This is a genomic window from Klebsiella sp. V115_8, assembly GCF_029967715.1.
GTDB classification, from domain to species: Bacteria; Pseudomonadota; Gammaproteobacteria; order Enterobacterales; family Enterobacteriaceae; genus Klebsiella; species Klebsiella quasipneumoniae.
On sequence record NZ_JASCAR010000028.1, the window covers coordinates 82,834 to 104,623 of the forward strand.

At 58.0% G+C, this 21,790-nt stretch carries 21 protein-coding genes; 12 read left to right on the plus strand and 9 right to left on the minus strand.

Annotated elements, in window-relative coordinates; all coding sequences use genetic code 11:
• Positions 1 to 49 precede the first annotated feature (49 nt).
• Positions 50 to 1,243: an MFS transporter gene (locus tag QLG03_RS12090; RefSeq protein WP_065805052.1), complete on the minus strand. Its 1,194-nt coding sequence runs from the start codon at positions 1,241 to 1,243 to the stop codon at positions 50 to 52.
• Positions 1,244 to 1,441: 198 nt separating this feature from the next.
• The gene (locus QLG03_RS12095) at positions 1,442 to 1,678 is read right to left on the minus strand and encodes a tautomerase family protein (protein ID WP_004202976.1); all 237 of its coding nucleotides are present in this window, start codon (positions 1,676 to 1,678) and stop codon (positions 1,442 to 1,444) included.
• A gap of 60 nt (positions 1,679 to 1,738) precedes the next feature.
• Between QLG03_RS12095 and QLG03_RS12100 the strand changes: the two genes are divergently transcribed.
• Entirely contained in the window at positions 1,739 to 2,200 is a 462-nt protein-coding gene (locus QLG03_RS12100) for a helix-turn-helix domain-containing protein (protein ID WP_023290003.1), read from the plus strand.
• Between the two features lie 253 nt (positions 2,201 to 2,453).
• Entirely contained in the window at positions 2,454 to 3,671 is a 1,218-nt protein-coding gene (locus QLG03_RS12105; RefSeq protein ID WP_048297674.1) for an MFS transporter, read from the plus strand.
• 60 nt (positions 3,672 to 3,731) lie between these two features.
• Here the strand turns inward: QLG03_RS12105 and QLG03_RS12110 are convergent, their stop codons facing one another.
• Entirely contained in the window at positions 3,732 to 4,640 is a 909-nt protein-coding gene (locus QLG03_RS12110) for a DUF535 family protein (protein ID WP_044523663.1), read from the minus strand.
• Between the two features lie 289 nt (positions 4,641 to 4,929).
• On the opposite strand from QLG03_RS12110, the gene QLG03_RS12115 reads away from it, so the two are divergent.
• Positions 4,930 to 5,070: a hypothetical protein gene (locus tag QLG03_RS12115; RefSeq protein ID WP_002908189.1), complete on the plus strand. Its 141-nt coding sequence runs from the start codon at positions 4,930 to 4,932 to the stop codon at positions 5,068 to 5,070.
• 44 nt (positions 5,071 to 5,114) lie between these two features.
• Here the strand turns inward: QLG03_RS12115 and QLG03_RS12120 are convergent, their stop codons facing one another.
• The gene (locus QLG03_RS12120) at positions 5,115 to 6,005 is read right to left on the minus strand and encodes a LysR family transcriptional regulator (protein WP_023290006.1); all 891 of its coding nucleotides are present in this window, start codon (positions 6,003 to 6,005) and stop codon (positions 5,115 to 5,117) included.
• A 140-nt stretch (positions 6,006 to 6,145) separates the two neighbouring features.
• Between QLG03_RS12120 and QLG03_RS12125 the strand changes: the two genes are divergently transcribed.
• From QLG03_RS12125 to QLG03_RS12150, 6 genes are read left to right on the plus strand one after another with little or no spacing between them, the layout of a single operon-like run.
• A complete protein-coding gene (locus QLG03_RS12125) occupies positions 6,146 to 6,853 on the plus strand; it encodes a CoA transferase subunit A (RefSeq protein ID WP_023290007.1) in 708 nt (235 codons plus the stop codon).
• 1 nt (position 6,854) lies between these two features.
• Positions 6,855 to 7,511 (plus strand): CoA transferase subunit B, encoded by a 657-nt coding sequence (locus QLG03_RS12130; RefSeq protein ID WP_021312467.1) that lies wholly within the window; start codon positions 6,855 to 6,857, stop codon positions 7,509 to 7,511.
• A 9-nt stretch (positions 7,512 to 7,520) separates the two neighbouring features.
• Positions 7,521 to 8,702, plus strand: a complete 1,182-nt coding sequence (locus tag QLG03_RS12135) for an acetyl-CoA C-acetyltransferase (RefSeq protein ID WP_255987795.1) — start codon at positions 7,521 to 7,523, stop codon at positions 8,700 to 8,702.
• An 11-nt stretch (positions 8,703 to 8,713) separates the two neighbouring features.
• Positions 8,714 to 9,637, plus strand: a complete 924-nt coding sequence (locus QLG03_RS12140) for a 3-hydroxyacyl-CoA dehydrogenase family protein (RefSeq protein WP_255987797.1) — start codon at positions 8,714 to 8,716, stop codon at positions 9,635 to 9,637.
• A gap of 44 nt (positions 9,638 to 9,681) precedes the next feature.
• Complete coding sequence (locus tag QLG03_RS12145) at positions 9,682 to 11,076, plus strand: GntP family permease (RefSeq protein ID WP_197743183.1); 1,395 nt, start codon at positions 9,682 to 9,684, stop codon at positions 11,074 to 11,076.
• 23 nt (positions 11,077 to 11,099) lie between these two features.
• Complete coding sequence (locus QLG03_RS12150) at positions 11,100 to 11,870, plus strand: 3-hydroxybutyrate dehydrogenase (protein ID WP_023290011.1); 771 nt, start codon at positions 11,100 to 11,102, stop codon at positions 11,868 to 11,870.
• 19 nt (positions 11,871 to 11,889) lie between these two features.
• Here QLG03_RS12150 and QLG03_RS12155 read toward each other — a convergent pair whose 3' ends face one another.
• Entirely contained in the window at positions 11,890 to 12,762 is an 873-nt protein-coding gene (locus QLG03_RS12155; RefSeq protein ID WP_004145376.1) for a LysR family transcriptional regulator, read from the minus strand.
• A 106-nt stretch (positions 12,763 to 12,868) separates the two neighbouring features.
• On the opposite strand from QLG03_RS12155, the gene budA reads away from it, so the two are divergent.
• From budA to QLG03_RS12170, 3 genes are read left to right on the plus strand one after another with little or no spacing between them, the layout of a single operon-like run.
• Positions 12,869 to 13,648 (plus strand): acetolactate decarboxylase, encoded by a 780-nt coding sequence (gene budA / locus QLG03_RS12160; RefSeq protein WP_002908205.1) that lies wholly within the window; start codon positions 12,869 to 12,871, stop codon positions 13,646 to 13,648.
• 9 nt (positions 13,649 to 13,657) lie between these two features.
• Positions 13,658 to 15,337, plus strand: coding sequence for an acetolactate synthase AlsS (alsS, locus tag QLG03_RS12165; protein WP_023290012.1), 1,680 nt, complete (start codon positions 13,658 to 13,660; stop codon positions 15,335 to 15,337).
• 23 nt (positions 15,338 to 15,360) lie between these two features.
• A complete protein-coding gene (locus QLG03_RS12170) occupies positions 15,361 to 16,131 on the plus strand; it encodes a (S)-acetoin forming diacetyl reductase (RefSeq protein ID WP_004151179.1) in 771 nt (256 codons plus the stop codon).
• A gap of 177 nt (positions 16,132 to 16,308) precedes the next feature.
• On the opposite strand, the gene QLG03_RS12175 is transcribed toward QLG03_RS12170, so the two are convergent.
• The 4 genes from QLG03_RS12175 to QLG03_RS12190 all read right to left on the minus strand — a co-directional run bounded on the left by QLG03_RS12175 (position 16,309) and on the right by QLG03_RS12190 (position 21,607).
• A complete protein-coding gene (locus QLG03_RS12175) occupies positions 16,309 to 16,845 on the minus strand; it encodes a GNAT family protein (protein ID WP_117136046.1) in 537 nt (178 codons plus the stop codon).
• A 74-nt stretch (positions 16,846 to 16,919) separates the two neighbouring features.
• The gene (kexD, locus tag QLG03_RS12180) at positions 16,920 to 20,036 is read right to left on the minus strand and encodes a multidrug efflux RND transporter permease subunit KexD (protein WP_282473642.1); all 3,117 of its coding nucleotides are present in this window, start codon (positions 20,034 to 20,036) and stop codon (positions 16,920 to 16,922) included.
• Between the two features lie 46 nt (positions 20,037 to 20,082).
• Complete coding sequence (locus tag QLG03_RS12185) at positions 20,083 to 20,958, minus strand: ABC transporter six-transmembrane domain-containing protein (protein WP_048297681.1); 876 nt, start codon at positions 20,956 to 20,958, stop codon at positions 20,083 to 20,085.
• A gap of 229 nt (positions 20,959 to 21,187) precedes the next feature.
• A complete protein-coding gene (locus QLG03_RS12190) occupies positions 21,188 to 21,607 on the minus strand; it encodes a transporter (RefSeq protein WP_162923982.1) in 420 nt (139 codons plus the stop codon).
• Between the last annotated feature and the right edge of the window lie 183 nt (positions 21,608 to 21,790).

A 21,790-nucleotide genomic window follows, 5' to 3' on the forward strand; every position in this document is an offset into this window, starting at 1 on the left:
CATTTGCGAAAAGCGCAAAAAAACGGCCCGCGCAGCGGCAGACCTGGCGCTAAGCGCGGGGTGGCGATAAGGGGCGCAGCGGCAGGGTGAACAGCGCCAGCCCCACCGGCACCAGAGAGCCCCACAGCACCGCGTTCCAGCCGAAGGCGTTGAGCAGAACGCCGGACGAAAACGAACCCACGATCATCACGCCGAAGACCAGAAAATCGTTGAGCGACTGCACCTGGGTCTTCTCTTCCGGGCGGTGGAAATCGATGATTTTCGCCGAGGCGCCGGTGAAGCCAAAGTTCCAGCCGATGCCGAGCAAAATCAGCGACAGCCAGTAATGATATACCCCGACGCCGCTGAGACCGACCGCCACCGACGCGCCGGTGATCAGCAATCCCGCCGCCGCCATGCGCACGGCGCCGAAGCGCTGGATCAACCGGCCGGTGACAAATCCCGGGCCGTACATCGCCATCACATGCCACTGGATCCCGAGGTTGGCGGCCTGCTGGGAAAGACCGTGCATATGCATGGAGAGCGGCGCGGCGGTCATCAGAAAATTCATCACCATATAGGCCACCGCCCCGCTGAACACCGTGGTGGCGAAGCCCGGCTGGCGGATAATCTCGCGCAGCGGCCGCCCTCCGCGCACGCTGGCCGCCGCGGGCTCTGCCGACGTCACGCCTGCCAGCAGAATGGCGGCGAGCGCCGCCACCAGCGCCTGAGCGAGAAAGGTGAAGGCGAAGGTATGGGTCGGCCAGAGGTGCATGGTGCCGGTGACCAGCATCGGGCCAATGATCCCGGCGGCCACGCCGCCGCCCATCACCAGCGACAGCGCGCGGGCGCGACGTTCCGGAGCGACGCCGTCGGTGGCGGCAAAGCGAAAACTGAGCGCCACCGCGGCATAGGCGCCGCCGAGCATCGCGGCGAAGCAAAACAGCGGAAAAGAGCCCAGCACCACCGCCAGAGCGGCCGCCAGACCGGTGACCACCCCGGCGCCGGTACCGGCCATAAACGCGGCTTTGCGGCCCCGCTTTCGCGCCAGCGCGCCGAAAGGCAAAATAGAGGCCGCCATCCCCAGCACAAACAGGGTGATCGGCAGCGTGGCCAGCGACGGGCTGGGGGCGAGGGTATTGCCGACGATAGCGCCGGTGGCGTAGAACACCACCGAGTTGGCGCCGGCCAGCGCCTGAGCGGCGGCCAAGCGGATGATATTTTTATTCTGCGCCGCCAGCGGCAGCATCTGTTCTGTAGACATCCGTTGTTTTCACCGGTGTGAGAGTGGCGCCAGGCTGGCCGTCTGGCATCGCGCCCTGTTTGTTGGGTTCCCTGACCGTTACCTTAGCCGCAAAATACGCTTTTGCACCATAGCGAATAGCAATATTACCCGGCGATCTGACTCCTCTTCTGCGCCAGATCGCCGGGCCGGGCTTCGCAGCCCGGTTTATTCAGGGGATCAGTCGCGCCGCGCCGCGGCGAATTTAGCCGCAATCATCGCGGCCGTCGGCTGGACGCCCCCCAGGCTCCACTGTTCCGGGTCATGTTCATCAATGCGGATCCATACCGACTGCCGGAACTGCGGATCGCCCTGCCCCTCAATCTCCACCAGCAGATCGGTCATCCGCCGCAGCAGCTCACTTTTCTGTTCCGCGGTCATGATCCCTTTAATGGTTTGCACGTTAACAAATGGCACGCTATGCTCCTTAGCATCTAAGTCTAAAATTCAAACTCAGAGTAGAAGGTCAATCTCGCGATGTCAAAAAATAAATCACTGCCCTACCTCGATCCGGAGCTGTGCGGCCTGGCGGAAGGAGCCAAAATACTCGGTGACCGCTGGGTGCTGCTGATCCTCCGCGAGGCGTTTTACGGTGTGACGCGCTTTGAAACGATGCAGACGCATACCCATATCACCCGCCAGACGCTCACCACCCGGTTGAAAACAATGACCGAAATGGGATTGCTCCGCAAAGTCCCCTACCGGGAAGCGGGGGCTCGCGAGCGCTATGAATATGTTCTCACCGATAAAAGCCGTAGCCTGGCGCTGGTGCTGTTCGCCCTGATGGAATGGGGCCACCAGCAGGTGCTGCACAGCGCGCCGCATATTGCGCTGGTGGATAGCGTCAGCGGCGAGGCCGTCCATCCGGGGTTCGTCACCGCCAGCGGCAGCGTGGCGAATCCCGCCGCGCTGCAGATCGTTAAAGCAGACGAACGCTGATAGCCCCGCGGCGCAGGCTGCGGCGCGGTTGCCCCGTTACAGAACTTTCGTAGACCTCTGGCGGAAGCCGCGACGAGCAGGTATGTTGCATTGCCACGTTACCCGAAGACAGCGGGACATTTTGCTTTCATCGAACGGTGCGATAAAGGATGACGCTCTCTGCCGGGTCCGATCCCGACCATTATCCGTGGCGCACGCCATGACCGCCCTGGTCCGCCGCTGATCCGCGGATCGCTCATGCTAAAGGTATAAAATGTCGCTTCGTTCACTGCGGGCTTTATGTTTGACCAGCTTCTTTATCGCCGACGTTCGCGACGGCCTCGGGCCGTTTCTGGGGATCTTTCTCACCCAGCGTCACTGGCAGGCGGAGGATATCGGCCTGTTGATGACCATCGGCGGCGTTGCTGGCCTGCTGGCGACCCTGCCCGCCGGCTTCATCACCGACACCTCGCGGCATAAGCGCGTGCTGCTGGCCGTGGTCTGCCTGGTGATAACCCTGACCACCCTGCTGCTCTGGTTCAGTCAGAAGACCAGCGTGGTGGCCCTTTCGCAAGTCGCCAGCGGGATCTGCGCGGCCTTTGTCGGACCGTTAATCGCCGGGATCACCCTTGGGCTGACCCGACAGCGCGGCTTTAGCGCCCAGATGGGCAAAAACGAAGCCTTCAACCACGCGGGGAATTTCTTCACCGCGCTGATTGCCGGGGCCATCGCCTGGTACTGGGGCATCGGCGGTATTTTCATTCTGATGGCCGGTACCACCCTGTTCACCCTCATCGCCCTGCTGGCGATCCGCGGCAGCGATATCGACGATGACGCCGCCCGCGGCCTCGAGTCGGCCGTCCCGCCCTCTCTGCCTGGGTTTGCCATCCTGTTCCGCCATACGCCGCTGCTGATCGCCGGCGTGACCCTGATGCTGTTCCATCTCGCCAACGCCGCGCTGTTGCCGATGCTGAGCATGCGGATCGCCGCCGCGCCGGGACACCTCAATCCGGGGCTGTTTGCCGCCGCCACGGTAATTATTTCGCAGGTGGTGATGATCCCGGTGGCCATTCGGGTCGCCGGCAGCATCGACAAATATGGTTACTGGCGATGCATTCTGCTGGCGCTGCTGATCATGCCCATCCGCGCGGCGCTGGCGGCCTCCAGCGACGCCCCGGCGATGATGGTCCCGGTGCAAATTCTTGATGGTCTGGCGGCAGGGATTTTGGGGGTGGCGGTGCCCAGCTTTATCGTCTCGCTGCTGCGCGGCAGCGGGCACGTCAACGCCGGACAGAGCGTGGTGATGCTGATGCAGGGGGCCGGGGCGGCAATGAGTCCGGCGTTAACCGGCGCTATCGCCGGACGCTACTCCTTTGCCACCGCCTTCGGGGTGCTGAGCGTTATCGCGCTGGTCGCGCTGATGGTGTGGTGGCGCAGCGCCCCGCTGCTCGCCGCCTCCGCGTCGCCGCCGGTCGGCGAAAGCGGCCAGTAAAGAGAGGATATCGTCAGGCGGACAACAGCCCCCTGCTGTCCGCCTGACGTATAAGAGGCGTTAATTCACCCGCGAACGCAAGGTGATTTGCCGCAGGGCGTTGGCCATATCGAGCTGAATCAGCTCTTTAATGCCTTCGCGCTTAATAAACTGGCTGCGGTGTTTACTTTTCACCTCTTCAATACTTTTTTTGATCTCTTGCGCCGGCAGTTTATACCAGCCGCGAGCCTGTTTCTCACCGCCCATTTCCAGCCACAGCGATGAGTAACTGGCTTTCACCAGATCGCTTTTCACGTGGTAATCGGAATCGATCGCGTAGACCGTGGTGATGTTGAAATAGCCTAAGAAACCATACAGCACGCTCATGATGATATTTTTCGGCCGCGCGCCATGCAGCTCTTTGGTCAGCGCCTTCACCTCTTCATTGGTGATATCTTTCCCGCCCTGAATACCGCCGATATAGGCGCGGCCATCGTCGGTACAGGAAAAACAGACGCTATAGACGCGACGGTCGCCGAGAAACAGCTGCAGCATCAGTTCACCCTCCTCCTGAAACGGCGACGCCAGCAGCTTAACGTCAAGCTTATCGCCATTTTTCAAAGGAATAGCAAACATCGCCCGGCCAAAATCCGCCACGTTATAGAGCTGCGGCAGCACATCCGGCTGAAATGTTTTCTCGATAAAATTCAGCGAACCGTGGGCAATATCCAGCTTGCGCCGTTTTGACATCCGTTTATTAAGATAGGCCTTAAAGGGTTTATCCTCGAAAGGCACCAGCCCCTGGGTTACGGCGGTCAACCGCGCGCACTGATATTTGGCGCAAAGTCCTTGATATTCTCTGTACTTACCTCCTGCGAGCGAGAGCTCTCTGCATTTTCGTAAAATTTTTTTATAGTTTATTTTGACCTGACCGATCACTTTATTATGTTTACGCCATTCTTTGATGGCGCCTGCAACAGTATGTCCCATTGATTAAGATCCATAGATTCATCCATAATCGCGGCCATATTAACATAAAAGATATTCGTCAACGCTTAATTACACCTTCGTTGTCCTTTCATTTAATATTGCGGCAGGAAATTGTTCTGCCGACGATAATTAAAATTAACGCCATCCTGTCAACGATTAATTATGGTAGGTGATGCCCGTCGCCCAGCGACTTAACGCTCTGTGCGTTCGGCGCGAAGCGCGGGTACATCCGCGGGCGGTTTTACCCTATACTTGACGCTGATCCAAAACCAGCAACGATAGGTAACTTATGGAAATTGATCTCGATAACCTGGTCTTCAGCGGCCTGGATGAAGCGGAAGAGCGCAACGCGGAGCGTCTGGAAGAAGCGGACAAAAAAGCCCAGGCGATCGTTGCCGATGACGATTGCGGCGACGCCTGCAAAATCTGATTATCAAACCGGCCCGCGGGCCGGTTTTTTTGCCTCCCGCTCCCTCAGCTGGGTAAAAACCCTTTCAGCGTATCCAGCAGCGCCTGCGCCGCCTTCGACAGCGGCAGATGTCCGGCATAAATCGCCCCAACGCACTTTTCAATCGGCGGATCGCTAAGCGGAATGCACACCGCCCCCAGCGAGGCCATCTGCGTTTTGCATAGCGCTGGCACCGCGCTGCCCCCCAGCCCGCTGGCCACCATTCTCCCCACCGTCACCAGCTGATGGCTCTCCAGGGCCACGTCCAGCTGACGCCCGCTGCGCGCCAGCGCCTCCTCCAGCATCAGGCGCACCGCCGAAGGGCGCTGGAGGGTAATAAAGTCGAGGGTTAACAGCTCCTGCCAGGTGAGCTTTTTTTTCTTCGCCAGCGGCGATTGCCGGGGAACGATCGCCACGAAGCGGTCCACCGCCAGCGGGGTAAACAGCAGGTTGTGGCTGGGCGATGGCTCGAAAGCGATACCCATTTCCACCCGCCCCTCGCGCACCATCTCGATCACCTGCTCATTTATCACGTCATGCACCGTGACGTTCACCCCGGCATAGCGGTCGCGGAAGGCTTTCAGCGCCTCCGGCAGAACGTTGGCGGCGAACGACGGCATCGCGGCGACCGAGATTTTGCCCCGCTGCAGGGTAAAGCTCTGACGCATCGCCTCCTCGACGTTATCCCAGTCGGCCAGCAGCTGACGGGCCATCGGCAGAAAGAGTTCCCCCTCCTGGGTGAGGGTCACTTTGCGGGTGCTGCGCTGCAGCAGCGCGCCCCCCAGCGCCTCCTCTAACCCTTTGATGGTCAGGCTGAGAGCTGGCTGCGACAGATTCAGCCTTTCGCTGGCGTGGGCGAAATTGAGAGTGTGAGCTACCGCTAAAAACGCGCGTAACTGTTTGACACTCATTCTCATTTTTCATCCTGTTAACTAATTGAAAGAAATTAGTTAACAGGAAATTAATAAAGTTTCCAAATGAGTGGGTCACAAATTCAAAATTATCAAATCAGTCGCCAGCGCCAATGATAAGGCTATCGCAAGGCAGGAGAGACAAGATGGCAGGACTGGATAAACGCGTCGCCAGCTACGAAGCGGCGCTGGAAGGGTTAACGGACGGCATGACGCTGCTCGCCGGCGGCTTCGGCCTGTGCGGTATACCCGAAAATTTGATCGCCGAGGTGAAGCGCCGCCAGGTGCAGGGGTTGACGGTGGTTTCCAACAACTGCGGCGTCGACGGCTTCGGTCTCGGCATGCTGCTGGAATCGCGCCAGGTCAGCAAAGTGGTGGCCTCTTACGTCGGGGAAAACGCGCTTTTTGAACAGCTGGTGCTGAGCGGCGAGCTGGCGGTAGAGCTCACCCCGCAGGGAACGCTGGCGGAAAAAATCCGCGCCGGCGGCGCCGGGATCCCCGGCTTTTACACCGCCACCGGCTACGGCACCCCGGTCGCCGAAGGCAAAGAGGTGCGCCAGTTCGACGGTAAAAATTACATTCTCGAACAGGCCATTCGCGGCGATTTCGCCCTCGTGAAGGGCTGGAAAGCTGACTGGTACGGCAACGTGGTTTACCGCCACACCGCGCAGAATTTCAACCCGCTGATGGCCACCGCCGGGCGCATTACGGTGGTGGAGGTGGAAGAGATCGTGCCGCCGGGCGAACTGCCGCCCTCCGCCATTCACACCCCGGGGATCTATGTCGACCGGCTGATCGTCGGGCAATTCGAAAAACGTATTGAACAGCGCACCCTGCGCGCCGGAGGGCACTGAGATGCTAACCCGTGAACAAATGGCGATGCGCGTCGCCCAGGAGCTGCGCGACGGCGACTACGTTAACCTCGGGATCGGTATCCCGACGTTGGTGGCCAACTATATCCCCGCCGGTATTGAAGTGATGCTCCAGTCGGAGAACGGCCTGCTGGGGATGGGCGAATTTCCCGATGAGGAAACCATCGACGCCGACATGATTAACGCCGGCAAACAGACCGTCACCGCACAAACCGGGGCGGCGATCTTCGATTCCGCCCAGTCGTTCGCCATGATCCGCGGCGGCCACGTCGATCTTACGGTTCTTGGCGCCTTTGAGGTCGACGTCGCGGGGAATATCGCCTCGTGGATGATCCCCGGGAAAATGGTTAAGGGGATGGGCGGCGCCATGGACCTGGTGGCCGGCGCGCAGAACATCATCGTGGTCATGACCCACGCCTCAAAGAACGGCGAATCCAAACTGCTGCCGCAGTGCACCCTGCCGCTCACCGGCGTGGGCTGCATTCGCCGGGTGCTCACCGACCTGGCCCTGCTGGACATTGTCGACGGGGCGTTTGTCCTGCGCGAAGTGGCTCCGGGGGTCAGCCCCGACGAGGTGATGCGTAAAACGGCGGGACGGCTGATCGTCGCCGACGACGTGCGCGAAATGCGCTTCAGCTAAGGAGAGAACATGACCGATATTGCCATTGTTGCTGCAGTACGCACCCCGGTCGGCAGCTTTCGCGGCGCCTTCGCCCCGCTTTCCGCCGTCGACCTCGGCGCGACGGTGGTGCGCAGCCTGCTTGAACGCTGCCAGCTGCCCGCCGCGGCGGTCGATGAACTGATTTTCGGCCAGGTGCTCACCGCCGGCTGCGGGCAGAACCCGGCGCGCCAGACCGCGCTGCGGGCCGGCCTGCCGGTGGACACCCCGGCGGTCACCGTCAATCTGGTGTGCGGCTCCGGGTTGAAAGCGGTTCAGCAGGCGGTGCAGGCGATCCGCTGCGGCGACGCCGGGATCGTTATCGCCGGCGGCCAGGAGAGCATGAGCAATGCTCCCTATCTGATGCACGGCGCCCGCGACGGCCTGCGTTTCGGCCACGCCAGCCTGCAGGACAGCATGATCCAGGACGGCCTGTGGGACGCCTTTAACGACTACCACATGGGCATGACCGCCGAGAACCTCGCCGATGCCTTCGATATCAGCCGCGAGCGCCAGGACGCCTTCGCCGCCAGCTCCCAGCGCAAAGCGGCGGCCGCTATCGCCGCCGGACGCTTTCGCGAGGAGATCGTCCCGGTCAGCGTCCCGCAGGGCAAAAAACCGCCGCGTGTCGTGACCGACGATGAACAACCGCGCCCGGAGACCAGCGAGCAGCAGCTGGCCCAGCTGCGCCCGGCGTTTCGCCCGGCTGACGGCAGCGTCACCGCCGGGAATGCCTCATCCCTGAACGACGGCGCCGCGGCGGTCCTGCTGATGAGCGTCGATAAAGCGCGCGAGCTTGGGCTGCCGGTGCTGGCGCGCATCGTCAGCGCGGCGGTCACCGGGGTCGACCCGTCGGTGATGGGCATCGGCCCGGTGAGCGCCTGCCGCAAAGCGCTGCAGCATGCCGGCTGGACGCTGGACGAGGTGGATCTTATCGAAGCCAACGAGGCCTTTGCCGTCCAGGCGCTGGCCGTCGGTCAGCTGCTCGAATGGGACAGCGAGAAGGTCAACGTCAACGGCGGCGCCATCGCCCTCGGCCATCCCATCGGCGCCTCCGGCTGCCGGATCCTCGTCAGCCTGGTGCATGAGATGCAGCGCCGGGGCGCCGGTAAAGGGCTGGCCACCCTGTGCGTCGGCGGCGGCCAGGGCATCGCCATGACCCTTCAACGTTAACAGGAGCCACTATGTTTACACCACGTCTGGCGGTACTCGGCGCGGGACTGATGGGCGTCGGCATCGCCTGTCATTTCGCCCGTCACGGTCACGCCGTCCGCCTGTATGACACCGATCCGCAACGTCTTGCCGAGGTGCCCACTGTGGCCGGGGCGATCCTGCGCGAGCTGGAGGCGAGCGGTCAGCAGGATCCCGCCGACCGCGACGCCGTGCTGAGCCGTTTAATCCCCACCCCGGCGCTGCAGGCGCTGGCCGATGCCACGCTGCTGATTGAAGCGATCCCCGAACGGCTGGCGCTGAAGCACGCCCTGTATGCCGAACTGGAAACGCTGATCGCCGACGAGGCGATTATCGCCAGCAACACCAGCGGCCTGCCGCCGGATCGGCTGGCGCAGGGCATGCGCCTTCCGGAACGCCTGCTGATCGCCCATTTCTGGCATCCGCCGCACCTGATCCCGCTGGTGGAAGTGGTGCCCGGGAGCGCCACGCTGCCCCATCTGGCGCGCCAGGTAAGCGACTTTTGCGCCGGCTGCGCGCTGGAAGCGGTGGTGCTCAACCGCGCCGCGCCGGGCTTTGTCGGCAACCGACTGCAGTTCGCCCTGCTGCGCGAAGCGCTGCACATCGTCCACAGCGGCATCGCTTCCCCGGAGGTGGTGGACCAGGTGATGCGCGCCTCGCTGGGCCGTCGCTATGCGATGGTCGGCCCGCTGGAGGCGGCGGACATGACCGGCCTGGCGACGGTCCAGGATATCTGCCAGCACCTGCTGCCAGAGCTGGCCAGCGGTACGGAGATGATGTCGCTGGTGGCGGAGAAAGTGGCGCAAGGCAACACCGGCGCCCGCAGCGGGCAAGGCTTTTACCGCTGGGACGAGGCGCGGCGCCAGCGCATCCAGTCGCGCCGGGAACACCAGCTCCGCTTCGCCCTGAAACCCTAGTATCGCGTTCTGTACCCCTACAATAACAATGAGAGTGAGACGTCGTGATGAGTGTGATAATAGCCCTGGCCGCGCTGGCGTTACTGATGCTGGCAGCCTACCGTGGATACAGCGTGATCCTCTTTGCGCCGATCGCCGCCCTCGGCGCGGTGCTGCTCACCGACCCGGGCGCGGTCGGCCCGGCCTTTACCGGCCTGTTTATGGAAAAAATGGTCGGCTTTGTGAAGCTCTATTTCCCGGTGTTTCTGCTGGGCGCCGTGTTCGGCAAGCTGATTGAGCTGTCGGGATTCTCACGGTCGATTGTCGCCGCCGCCATCCGCATCCTCGGCCGCCGCCACGCGATCCCGGTGATCGTGCTGGTGTGCGCCCTGCTGACCTACGGCGGGGTGTCGCTGTTTGTGGTGGCCTTTGCCGTTTACCCTTTCGCCGCCGAGCTGTTTCGCCAGAGCGGGATCCCCAAACGGCTGATCCCCGCCACCGTCGCCCTCGGCGCGTTCTCGTTTACCATGGACGCCCTGCCCGGCACGCCGCAGATCCAGAATATTATTCCCACCAGCTTCTTCGGCACCAACGCCTGGGCGGCCCCGTGGCTGGGGCTTATCGGCTCGCTGTTCATTATCCTCTTCGGTTTGCTGTGGCTGGAGCGCCAGCGCCGCAAAGCGCAGGCCAGCGGCGAAGGCTATGGGACCGATCTGCAAAATGAGCCGGAGACCCCGGATGACATCGACCTGCCGCATCCGCTGATCGCAATCGCCCCGCTGCTGCTGGTGGGGGTGCTGAATCTGCTGTTTACCCACTGGATCCCGCAATGGTACGGCGCCAGCCATGAGCTCACCCTGCCGGGTCTGGCGAAGCCTGTCGTCACCGAGGTGGGGAAAATCACCGCCATCTGGGCGGTGCAGGCGGCGCTGCTTTCCGGCATTGTGCTGGTGCTGGTCTGCGGCTATCGCAATATTCGCGGCCGGCTGGCGGAGGGGAGCCGGACGGCGGTGGGCGGGGCGATTCTCGCGGCAATGAACACCGCCTCTGAGTATGGCTTCGGCGCGGTTATCGCCGCCCTGCCGGGTTTCCTGGTGCTGTCGAAAGCCCTCGCGGCCATTCCCAATCCGCTGTTAAACGAGGCGATCAGCGTCACGGTGCTGGCCGGGATCACCGGCTCGGCCTCCGGGGGAATGAGCATCGCCCTGGCGGCGATGTCCGAAACCTTTGTCGCCGCCGCCCACGCCGCCAATATTCCGCTGGAGGTCCTGCACCGCGTCGCCGCCATGGCCAGCGGCGGCATGGACACCCTGCCGCATAACGGGGCGGTGATCACCCTGCTGGCGATCACCGGCCTGAGCCATCGCCAGGCCTACGGCGGCATTTTCGCCATCACGGTGATCAAAAGCCTCGCAGTGCTGTTTGTCATTGCCACGTTCTATGTGACCGGCATTGTCTGAGACCCGATTGAAGGAGTAATAAAATGAATTTAGACGGTAAAACGGCGCTGGTTACCGGCTCCACCAGCGGCATCGGCTTAGGGATCGCCAAAGTGCTGGCGCAGGCAGGCGCCCAGCTGGTGCTCAATGGCTTCGGCGACAGCAGCCACGCCCGGGCTGAAGTCGCCGCGCTGGGCAAGATCCCCGGCTATCACGACGCCGACCTGCGCGACGTCGGGCAGATCGAGGCGATGATGCGCTATGCCGAAAGCACCTTCGGCGGCGTCGATATCGTGATCAATAACGCCGGTATCCAGCACGTCGCCCCGGTGGAGCAGTTCCCGGTGGACAAATGGAACGACATCATCGCGATCAATCTCTCCAGCGTCTTCCACACCACCCGCCTGGCGCTGCCAGGCATGCGCCAGCGCGACTGGGGGCGCATCATCAACATTGCCTCAGTGCATGGCCTGGTGGCGTCGAAAGAGAAATCGGCCTATGTCGCCGCCAAGCACGCGGTGGTCGGCCTGACCAAAACCGTGGCCCTGGAAACCGCGCGCAGCGGCATCACCTGCAACGCCATCTGCCCCGGCTGGGTGCTGACCCCGCTGGTGCAGCAGCAGATCGATAAGCGCATCGCCGAAGGGGTCGACCCGCAGCAGGCCAGCGCGCAGCTGCTGGCGGAAAAACAGCCCTCCGGGGAGTTTGTCACCCCGCAGCAGCTAGGCGAAATGGCGCTGTTTCTGTGCAGCGACGCCGCCGCCCAGGTGCGCGGCGCGGCGTGGAACATGGACGGCGGCTGGGTGGCGCAGTAAACCGCAGGCGTCGCGACGATCAGAACATCGCCAGAAAGCGTTTCACCGTGCGCGAGCGCTCGAAGCGCCGCCAGGCGATGGCGATATCGGTCTTCAGCGGCGCCCCGCTGAGCGGGTGATAGCTGACATTCGGCTGTTGAATGCAGGTCATCGACTGCGGGACCAGCGCGAAGCCGAACCCGGCATTGACCATGCTCAGCGATGACGAAATCTGCGACGACTGCCAGGCGCGCTCCATATCGATGCCGGCGCGCAGGCAGCTGTTGTACACCAGCTCATACAGCCCCGGGGCCACCTCCCGCGGGAAGAGGATCGGCGCCACGTCGCGCAGCTGCTCCAGGGCCAGGGTCGGCTGCGTCGCCAGCGGGTTATCGCGCGGCAGCGCGATAACCATCGGCTCCTCATCGATAATCCGCAGATTAAAGGCTTTACTGCTCTCGCACGGCAGACGGACGAAGGCGATGTCCAGCTCGGCCTCGCTCAGGGCGGTCATCAGATTGGCCATATTGTCTTCCATCTGATGCAGGGTCACCCCGGGGTGATCGAGCTGAAAACGGTGCAGCAGCGTGAAGATTTGCGGGTGGAAAGCATCAGAACTGGTAATGCCTAGCGACAGGCTGCCGTTCATCCCGCGGGCAATGCCCTTGGCCTTCTCCAGCGCCGCATCGCTCATGGCGAGGATCTGGCGGGCATCCTCATAGAACGACTCACCGGCTTCGGTGAGCTCCACCCCGCGGGTCAAACGCCGAAACAGCGGGGTCCCCACCTCGCGCTCAAGCCGCTGAATTTGCTGACTTAACGGAGGCTGTGAAATACCCAGTTCCTTAGCGGCCTGGGTGAAGTGCCGCGTCCTGGCGACGGCGACAAAATAGCGAAGATAACGAAGTTCCATATCGAAAACGTCTCAAACCAGCATGGTTTCTATATTGGAACTGTGAGCTGAATCGGGTCAACATTTATTTAACCTTTCTTATATTTGTTGAACGAGGAAGTGGTATATGAATCATTCTGCTGAATGCACCTGCGAAGAGAGTCTGTGCGAAACCCTGCGGGCGTTTTCCGCGCAGCATCCCGAGAGCGTGCTCTATCAGACATCGCTCATGAGCGCCCTGCTGAGCGGGGTTTACGAAGGCAGCACCACCATCGCGGACCTGCTGAAGCACGGCGATTTCGGTCTCGGCACCTTTAATGAGCTGGACGGGGAGCTGATCGCCTTCAGCAGTCAGGTCTATCAGCTGCGGGCCGACGGCAGCGCGCGCAAAGCCCAGCCGGAGCAGAAAACGCCGTTCGCGGTGATGACCTGGTTCCAGCCGCAATACCGGAAAACCTTCGACCATCCGGTGAGCCGCCAGCAGCTGCACGAGGTGATCGACCAGCAAATCCCCTCTGACAACCTGTTCTGCGCCCTGCGCATCGACGGCCATTTCCGCCATGCCCATACCCGCACCGTGCCGCGCCAGACGCCGCCGTACCGGGCGATGACCGACGTCCTCGACGATCAGCCGGTGTTCCGCTTTAACCAGCGCGAAGGGGTGCTGGTCGGCTTCCGTACCCCGCAGCATATGCAGGGGATCAACGTCGCCGGGTATCACGAGCACTTTATTACCGATGACCGCAAAGGCGGCGGTCACCTGCTGGATTACCAGCTCGACCACGGGGTATTGACCTTCGGCGAAATTCACAAGCTGATGATCGACCTGCCCGCCGACAGCGCGTTCCTGCAGGCCAATCTGCATCCCGATAATCTCGATGCCGCCATCCGTTCCGTAGAAAGTTAAGGGGGTCACATGGACAAACAGTATCCGGTACGCCAGTGGGCGCACGGCGCCGATCTCGTCGTCAGCCAGCTGGAAGCCCAGGGGGTACGTCAGGTGTTCGGCATCCCTGGCGCCAAAATCGACAAGGTATTCGACTCACTGCTGGATTCCTCCATTCGCATTATTCCGGTACGCCACGAAGCTAACGCCGCCTTTATGGCCGCCGCCGTCGGGCGCATTACCGGTAAAGCGGGCGTGGCGCTGGTCACCTCCGGTCCGGGCTGTTCCAACCTGATCACCGGTATGGCCACCGCCAACAGCGAAGGCGACCCGGTGGTGGCCCTGGGCGGCGCGGTGAAACGCGCCGATAAGGCCAAACAGGTCCACCAGAGTATGGATACGGTGGCGATGTTCAGCCCGGTGACGAAATACGCCGTCGAGGTGACCGCGCCGGACGCGCTGGCGGAAGTGGTCTCCAACGCCTTCCGCGCCGCCGAGCAGGGCCGGCCGGGCAGCGCTTTCGTCAGCCTGCCGCAGGATGTGGTCGATGGCCCGGTCAGCGGCAAAGTGCTGCCGGCCAGCGGGGCCCCGCAGATGGGCGCCGCGCCGGATGCCGCCATCGACCAGGTGGCGAAGCTTATCGCTCAGGCGAAGAACCCGATCTTCCTGCTCGGCCTGATGGCCAGCCAGCCGGAAAACAGCGCGGCGCTACGCCGTTTGCTGGAGGCCAGCCATATTCCGGTCACCAGCACCTATCAGGCCGCCGGGGCGGTAAATCAGGATAACTTCTCTCGCTTCGCCGGCCGGGTCGGGCTGTTTAACAACCAGGCCGGGGACCGTCTGTTGCAGCTCGCCGACCTGGTGATCTGCATCGGCTACAGCCCGGTGGAATATGAACCGGCGATGTGGAACAGCGGCAACGCGACGCTGGTGCATATCGACGTCCTGCCCGCCTACGAAGAACGCAACTATACCCCGGACGTCGAGCTGGTGGGCGATATCGCCGGCACCCTCAGCAAGCTGGCGCAAAATATCGATCGCCGGCTGGTGCTCTCCCCGCAGGCGGCGGAGATCCTCCGCGACCGCCAGCACCAGCGCGAACTGCTGGACCGCCGCGGCGCGCAGCTGAATCAGTTTGCCCTGCATCCGCTGCGTATCGTTCGCGCGATGCAGGATATCGTCAACAGCGACGTCACGCTGACCGTGGACATGGGCAGCTTCCATATCTGGATCGCCCGCTACCTGTACAGCTTCCGCGCCCGTCAGGTGATGATCTCCAACGGCCAGCAGACCATGGGCGTCGCCCTGCCCTGGGCCATCGGCGCCTGGCTGGTCAATCCTGAGCGCAAAGTGGTCTCCGTCTCCGGCGACGGCGGTTTCCTGCAGTCGAGCATGGAACTGGAGACCGCCGTCCGCCTGAAAGCCAACGTGCTGCACCTGATCTGGGTCGATAACGGTTACAACATGGTGGCCATCCAGGAAGAGAAAAAATATCAGCGCCTGTCCGGCGTCGAGTTCGGGCCGATGGATTTTAAAGCCTATGCCGAGTCCTTCGGCGCCAAAGGGTTTGCCGTGGAAAGCGCTGAGGCGCTGGAGCCGACCCTGCGCGCGGCGATGGACGTCGACGGCCCGGCGGTAGTGGCCATCCCGGTGGATTATCGCGATAACCCGCTGCTGATGGGTCAGCTGCATCTGAGTCAGATTCTGTAAGTCATCACAATAAGGAAAGGAAAATGAAAAAAGTCGCACTTGTTACCGGCGCCGGCCAGGGGATTGGTAAAGCTATCGCCCTTCGTCTGGTGAAGGATGGATTTGCCGTGGCCATTGCCGATTATAACGACGCCACCGCCAAAGCGGTCGCCTCCGAAATCAACCAGGCCGGCGGCCGCGCCATGGCGGTGAAAGTGGATGTCTCCGACCGCGATCAGGTGTTTGCCGCTGTCGAACAGGCGCGCAAAACGCTGGGCGGCTTCGACGTCATCGTCAACAACGCCGGCGTGGCGCCGTCCACGCCGATCGAGTCCATTACCCCGGAGATTGTCGATAAAGTCTACAACATCAATGTTAAGGGGGTGATCTGGGGCATTCAGGCGGCGGTCGAGGCCTTTAAGAAAGAGGGTCACGGCGGGAAAATCATTAACGCCTGTTCCCAGGCCGGCCACGTCGGCAACCCGGAGCTGGCGGTGTATAGCTCCAGTAAATTCGCCGTACGCGGCTTAACCCAGACCGCCGCTCGCGACCTCGCGCCGCTGGGCATCACGGTCAACGGCTACTGCCCGGGGATCGTCAAAACGCCGATGTGGGCCGAAATTGACCGCCAGGTGTCCGAAGCTGCCGGTAAACCGCTGGGCTACGGTACCGCCGAGTTCGCCAAACGCATCACCCTTGGTCGTCTGTCCGAACCGGAAGATGTCGCCGCCTGCGTCTCCTATCTTGCCAGCCCGGATTCTGATTATATGACCGGTCAGTCATTGCTGATCGACGGCGGGATGGTGTTTAACTAATAAATAATAAGCTCTGACATGGCTTGCCCCTGCTGATATGCAGGGGCTTTTTTTGGTTTGGGTGTGAGCATCGTGCAAAACGCAGCAACGATATTTGAAGGTCTCTGGCACGACGTGGGCAATCTGACTGGGATGAAGGCCTGCTTTGAGCGAGGAGCATGTATTTTTCTTCACCCTCTACTTCGTCCATTCTTTATGCAGTAACGCATAGATGTATGTGTCGTCATACCTTGCCTTACCATCGTCGTTTTCAAAGGAGACAAACTCTTTAAAACAACCTTCCTGTCGCATATGCAAACGTTCACAGAGTTTTTGAGAGGCCAGGTTGTAAACTTCTACCCAGGCGTACAAACGTCTGGCACCTTTTACTTTAAATAAATAATCAAACAGTGCAGCAACTGACTCGCTTGCATATCCCTGATGTTCATAACGTTGATTAAAATGCCAGCCTACTGACCAGGTATTGCTGTCTGGCTCGTTGCTATTGTCCGCAAAAAGATGTCCGATTACGGTATCGGTTTCTTTTAGACAAACGGCATACTGTGCTGGGTCAGAGGCTCGTTTAGCCACGTCGACCTCTGCATCAGCGAGTGAATGTAACTTTTCATCCTTAAAGCAAGGAGTACGTGGTGAAGAGAGGTAATCGAAAAGTGCTGGCGCATCCTCTTTCTTAAAATGGCGAATGATTAACCTTTGCGTGGTAATAATGTTCATAATGTCCTTGAAAATGTAATGCCAGCCAGGTCAGCAAAAGTCTGTTTTAAACTGGCCGGAACACAGGGCAGAGATTAGCCGTTCCGGCTATTCCCCGGCCTGTCTTTTCGCATGCCAGTAAATCGTGTGATCGTCACGAAAAATACCGGAACAAAGAAAATAGCCAGTAGCGTTCCGCTAATCATCCCGCCGAATACACCGGTACCAATCGCATGTTGTGTGCTGTCGCTGGCTCCACTGGCAAGCATCAGCGGAACAACACCTAATGTAAAAGCCAGAGATGTCATCAGAATTGGCCGTAAGCGTTGCTTTGCAGCCGTCAATGTCGCGTCAATAAGGCTCTTTCCTTCTTTCAGCAATTGTCTCGCGAACTCGATAATCAGAATCGCATTCTTGGCGGAAAGTCCAATCAGAGTTATCAGACCCACTTTGAAAAAGACGTCATTCGTCATATTCGTAACGGATACGGCCAGCACAGCGCCGAGCAGCCCCAGAGGAACAACGAGCATGACCGCGAAGGGAATGGACCAGCTTTCGTATAGAGCAGCCAGCACCATGAATACCACCAGTACCGAGAGCACAATAAGACCCGGAAGCTGTGATGCAGACTCTTTTTCCTGTAACGAACTTCCCGCCCACTCACCGGCGAACCCCGGTGGTAAGTGCTTAGCCAGATTGTCCATTGCCGCCATTGCGGTACCTGACGATTTTCCCTGTGCGGCACTCCCGGTTAGGCGTATGGCAGGATATCCCTGATAGCGTATCAGTTGCTGCGGTGCAACATTCCACGAAAGCGACACAAAAGTGGATAATGGAAGCATCTGCCCCAGACGGTTTTTGACAGACAAAACCAAAAGTTGTTCAGGCTGCATCCGGTATGGCGCGTCCGCCTGGACGATAACCTGCTGAACCCGACCATTATTGGTATAGTCATTCACATAATTGGAACCTGCTGCAACGGAAATGGTTTGATTTATTTCATCAAACGATACCCCCATGGCCTCCGCTTTTTCCCTGTCGATATGCAGGGAAAGGCTTGTTCCCTCACCAAGTCCATCAATATAGACATCGGCAAGGTGAGGATTATGATTTGCCTGTACAATAAGCTCATCGGCCGCCTTTTTGAGTGCCTGATAGCCTTTCCCCCCTCTGTCCTGTAAATAATAAGTGAACCCGGATGAGGTTCCCATATCAGAAATTGCCGGGGGCAGCAGAGTCATTGTTACGGCGTCCGGCACGTTTGCCATTTGGGACTGAATATGGTCAGCTTCTTCCTGTGCCGTGGTTCCTTTGCGTTGTTTCCAGTCCTTGAGGGTGGTGAATGCCATGGCCGAATTTTGGCCTGACCCTGAGAAACCAAATCCCAGGATCATAATGTTACTTTCTACCGCCTGCCGATGAGCGATCTCCTCTTCAAATGTATCGACGACCTTAAGCGTCCGCTGCATCGTGGCATCAGAAGGAAGCTGGATTGAGGACATAAAATAACCCTGATCTTCATCAGGTAAAAATGATGAGGGTAAGGAGGACAGCCCGGCAAACAATGCCAAACATAATGCAGCGTAGATCATCAACATACGGCCAGTACGCTTCAGTACAAATCCAAGACCAGTGGCGTAAAACGCAGTGAGGCGATGAAAGTGAGCGTTAAACCACGCTGAAAATGCGCTGCTTTTACCCTGATGAATACCATGTGGTTTGAGCAGGGTTGCACAAAGCGCAGGCGTTAACGTCAGCGCCAGGAATGCCGACAGTAAAATGGATATCGCCATCGAAATGCTGAACTGTCGATAAATAATACCCACAGAACCGCTGGCAAAGGCCATTGGTATAAACACTGCAGTGAGCACCAGCGTAATACCAATGATTGCCGGCGTAATTTCACGCATCGCTTCTCGCGTTGCATCCTGTGGAGACATTTTTTTGTCTTCCATCAGTCGTTCGACGTTCTCTACCACAACAATAGCATCGTCAACAATAATCCCGATGGCCAGTATCATTCCAAACATGGTTAAAATATTGATGGAATAACCGCTTAATAGCATTACGGTAAATGTGCCGAGCAGCGCCACGGGTGCCACAATCGCAGGAATAAGCGTACAGCGTATCTTGTGAAGGAAAAGCAGCATCACGAAAAAGACCAGAACCATGGCTTCAACAAATGTCTCAACTACCTTCAATATCGATAGCTTTACAAATGGAGCCGTATCGAAAGGCACGGTGAATGTCATTCCCGCGGGAAGCACACCGGACAGTTCTGTTAACCGCGCGCGGATACCCGACGCAGTACTAATCGCATTTGCGCCAGGAGACAATTGAATGGCGGCTGCCGTTGCAGGCACGCCATTTTCACGGATGCCAAATGCGTAACTTTGCAACCCGGATTCCACGCGGGCAACGTCTGCCAGTGTCACCCGGGCGGCTGAGACCTGTGATTTAATCGTGATATTGCGAAATTCTTCAACCGAAGAGAGCTGCCCTTTTACCGTTATTGGATAGGTCACCTCTTGGCTGCTCGTCGCGGGTTCATCTCCGGTTCTGCCCGGTGAAACAATCACGTTTTGTTGACTGATGGCGCTTAATACATCCGTAACAGAGAGCCCATAGCTGTGTAATTTCATCGGGTCCAGCCATATGCGGAGTGCCTTTTCTCCGCCAAAAAGCTGGACTTTACCTACACCAGGTACGCGACGGAGTTCATCAGTAACATTCCTTGCAAAATAATCGCTTAAGTCAGCTTCCTGATAGTCTCCGTTTGGCGATTTTAACCCCACCATCATTAAAAAACCGGAATTAGCTGCCTCAACATTTATCCCATTCTGTCTGACCGACTGCGGCAGGCGGGATTCCACAATTTTAATTTGGTTCTGCAGATCCATCTGGGCGAGTTTGGTGTCGGTGCCGGGTTTGAAAGTTACCGTAATTGACGCCATCCCTGTCGTGTCACTGGAAGATTCAAAATAGAGTAAATTGTCAACACTCGCAATTTCACGCTCGATCTGAGACACGACGGATGTGTTCATCACTTCCGGGCTGGCTCCGGGGTAACTCACTGAAATGATAATACCGGGTGGCGCAACTTCAGGGTATTGCGCAACCGGTAAACGAGGTATGGACAACAGTCCCGTCAGAACAATAAACAGGGCAATAACCCATGCGAAGATGGGGCGCTCAATGAAAAAGTGCGGCATCAGGTGTACTTCCAGTCAACATACAAAGGGTAAAAGTTCAGCATGGTTATCCTGATAAAGAGGTCTCATCGTCTGTCGAAACCCGTTTACCGATATCCCTGAGCTGGGAAAATTTCTCAAGAAGTTGTGGTGCGTCATCCAGGCTTGTTGCAAACATCCACATATAGGTCATGACGGAATAAATATGTCCGGCATTAATTCCGGATTCCATGCTCATCCTGATAATGGTCATGGAAAAGAGAGCCGAAACCAGAAGGCCTATTGATAAATATCCCCTTGCCTCTCTGTCGGATAACACCACGCGCAGACGGGCAAGTGTGTCATAATGTCGCTTAAGAGCACTAAAAGACGCCTTATTAACATAATCGACCTCTTTCTCAAGGCGATTATTCAGCCGTCTGTAGAATGTCTCATTTTTGCTGGCATAGCTTGAGACAAAACACATCAGTATTCCCACGATGATCAAACAGGCTATACCTGTCCAGAACTCAATCCATAACAGCATAATTGCTGCGCCGAAAAGGGAAATGATCGAGGTGATCAATACCGGCAGGTGCAACTCGAAGAAATCTACAAATTCACGGGACAGAGTGACTCTCGCAGCAATAGTCGAGTGATTAAGTGAATATTTTCGCTGGGCTAATACTACAGTCACAGCAAGACTTGCGTAGATACGTGCAAACGTTCGCGTATCGACACTACGTCTGGTGGCTCCCATGCACCACATGAACAGAACCATCAGGCCATAAAGGGCCGCATGTGACGTCTGTCCGCCCAGGATGGCATTTATCGCCATGCCCGCCAGAACGGGGTAGAGCAGGAATGCAACGTTTTCAGCAATAACCAGCATGAAAGTAATGCACAATTTCTTTCTGTACCGCCAGGCAAGTGTCTTAAGTGAGATAGCAACCCCGGGGGCCATAGGTTTGTTGTTGCCTTTATGAATCATGATAAATTTGTATTAAACATCTGGGTGTAAAGGGTTCTGCCGTTGGTTTATTTTTTAGCTAAGTGAAACGAGACAGCATAACAGAGCAGTCATAAATCAATGGGCTAAGTGTAACGTGATGATGTCAATCGTGAATGGATGTTTTATGGAGGATATGTGTACTCACTCCTGAGGTTATGTATCATGTTGACATTGCATAATATCAAACCATTCTTATACATAAGCATAAAGGTAGTCCGCAAAAGAAAACCATTAAAAAAAATTCATAATAAAAAACAAAATCATAAATATCTGGAAAAGTATTCAAAAGCAGATGCAATACAATGATGGTGTGTATAAACAGTAAAATCAGACCGAATGTTATTGCAATGAAGCTTTTAATAACTCCAGCTTTTTTCTGAATGATAAATGATAATGCTGTAATGATTATCAAAACACGAATCAGTAAAGATGAGGGTAATGTGGATTCTACTTTTTCATTAATTGAATGCACAAGGTAAAGCCAGGTAGATAACAACCCATATGAAACGATGCAAAATAAAAGTGAGGCCATCAAATTCTCGCGCCGGAAAAAACATTTAGTCAACACCCTAAACCTCCTAAGACAAAGTACATATTGCATGCAACACTTAACCTGGTTGGAGATTATCACTTAGCGATGTTGATTAATTATTTATAAAATGTGTAGTGAATATGGAGAGCGTGGCTGGTAAAATTTTAAGAAAATTTCTTGATGAACTTTTCCAAAAAATATCTGTCCAAAAACATCAAATTGAAAATTCATGTTTGTAATTGAGTTAAAGAA

Bases quoted from the DNA above. Each gene is read 5' to 3' on its own strand.
- QLG03_RS12090 (WP_065805052.1), bottom strand. From the start codon at position 1,243: ATGTCTACAGAACAGATGCTGCCGCTGGCGGCGCAGAATAAAAATATC.
- QLG03_RS12100 (WP_023290003.1), top strand. From the start codon at position 1,739: ATGTCAAAAAATAAATCACTGCCCTACCTCGATCCGGAGCTGTGCGGC.
- QLG03_RS12105 (WP_048297674.1), top strand. From the start codon at position 2,454: ATGTCGCTTCGTTCACTGCGGGCTTTATGTTTGACCAGCTTCTTTATC.
- QLG03_RS12110 (WP_044523663.1), bottom strand. From the start codon at position 4,640: ATGGGACATACTGTTGCAGGCGCCATCAAAGAATGGCGTAAACATAAT.
- QLG03_RS12115 (WP_002908189.1), top strand. From the start codon at position 4,930: ATGGAAATTGATCTCGATAACCTGGTCTTCAGCGGCCTGGATGAAGCG.
- QLG03_RS12120 (WP_023290006.1), bottom strand. From the start codon at position 6,005: ATGAGAATGAGTGTCAAACAGTTACGCGCGTTTTTAGCGGTAGCTCAC.
- QLG03_RS12125 (WP_023290007.1), top strand. From the start codon at position 6,146: ATGGCAGGACTGGATAAACGCGTCGCCAGCTACGAAGCGGCGCTGGAA.
- QLG03_RS12130 (WP_021312467.1), top strand. From the start codon at position 6,855: ATGCTAACCCGTGAACAAATGGCGATGCGCGTCGCCCAGGAGCTGCGC.
- QLG03_RS12135 (WP_255987795.1), top strand. From the start codon at position 7,521: ATGACCGATATTGCCATTGTTGCTGCAGTACGCACCCCGGTCGGCAGC.
- QLG03_RS12140 (WP_255987797.1), top strand. From the start codon at position 8,714: ATGTTTACACCACGTCTGGCGGTACTCGGCGCGGGACTGATGGGCGTC.
- QLG03_RS12150 (WP_023290011.1), top strand. From the start codon at position 11,100: ATGAATTTAGACGGTAAAACGGCGCTGGTTACCGGCTCCACCAGCGGC.
- QLG03_RS12155 (WP_004145376.1), bottom strand. From the start codon at position 12,762: ATGGAACTTCGTTATCTTCGCTATTTTGTCGCCGTCGCCAGGACGCGG.
- budA (WP_002908205.1), top strand. From the start codon at position 12,869: ATGAATCATTCTGCTGAATGCACCTGCGAAGAGAGTCTGTGCGAAACC.
- alsS (WP_023290012.1), top strand. From the start codon at position 13,658: ATGGACAAACAGTATCCGGTACGCCAGTGGGCGCACGGCGCCGATCTC.
- QLG03_RS12170 (WP_004151179.1), top strand. From the start codon at position 15,361: ATGAAAAAAGTCGCACTTGTTACCGGCGCCGGCCAGGGGATTGGTAAA.
- QLG03_RS12175 (WP_117136046.1), bottom strand. From the start codon at position 16,845: ATGAACATTATTACCACGCAAAGGTTAATCATTCGCCATTTTAAGAAA.
- kexD (WP_282473642.1), bottom strand. From the start codon at position 20,036: ATGCCGCACTTTTTCATTGAGCGCCCCATCTTCGCATGGGTTATTGCC.
- QLG03_RS12185 (WP_048297681.1), bottom strand. From the start codon at position 20,958: ATGGCCCCCGGGGTTGCTATCTCACTTAAGACACTTGCCTGGCGGTAC.
- QLG03_RS12190 (WP_162923982.1), bottom strand. From the start codon at position 21,607: ATGCAATATGTACTTTGTCTTAGGAGGTTTAGGGTGTTGACTAAATGT.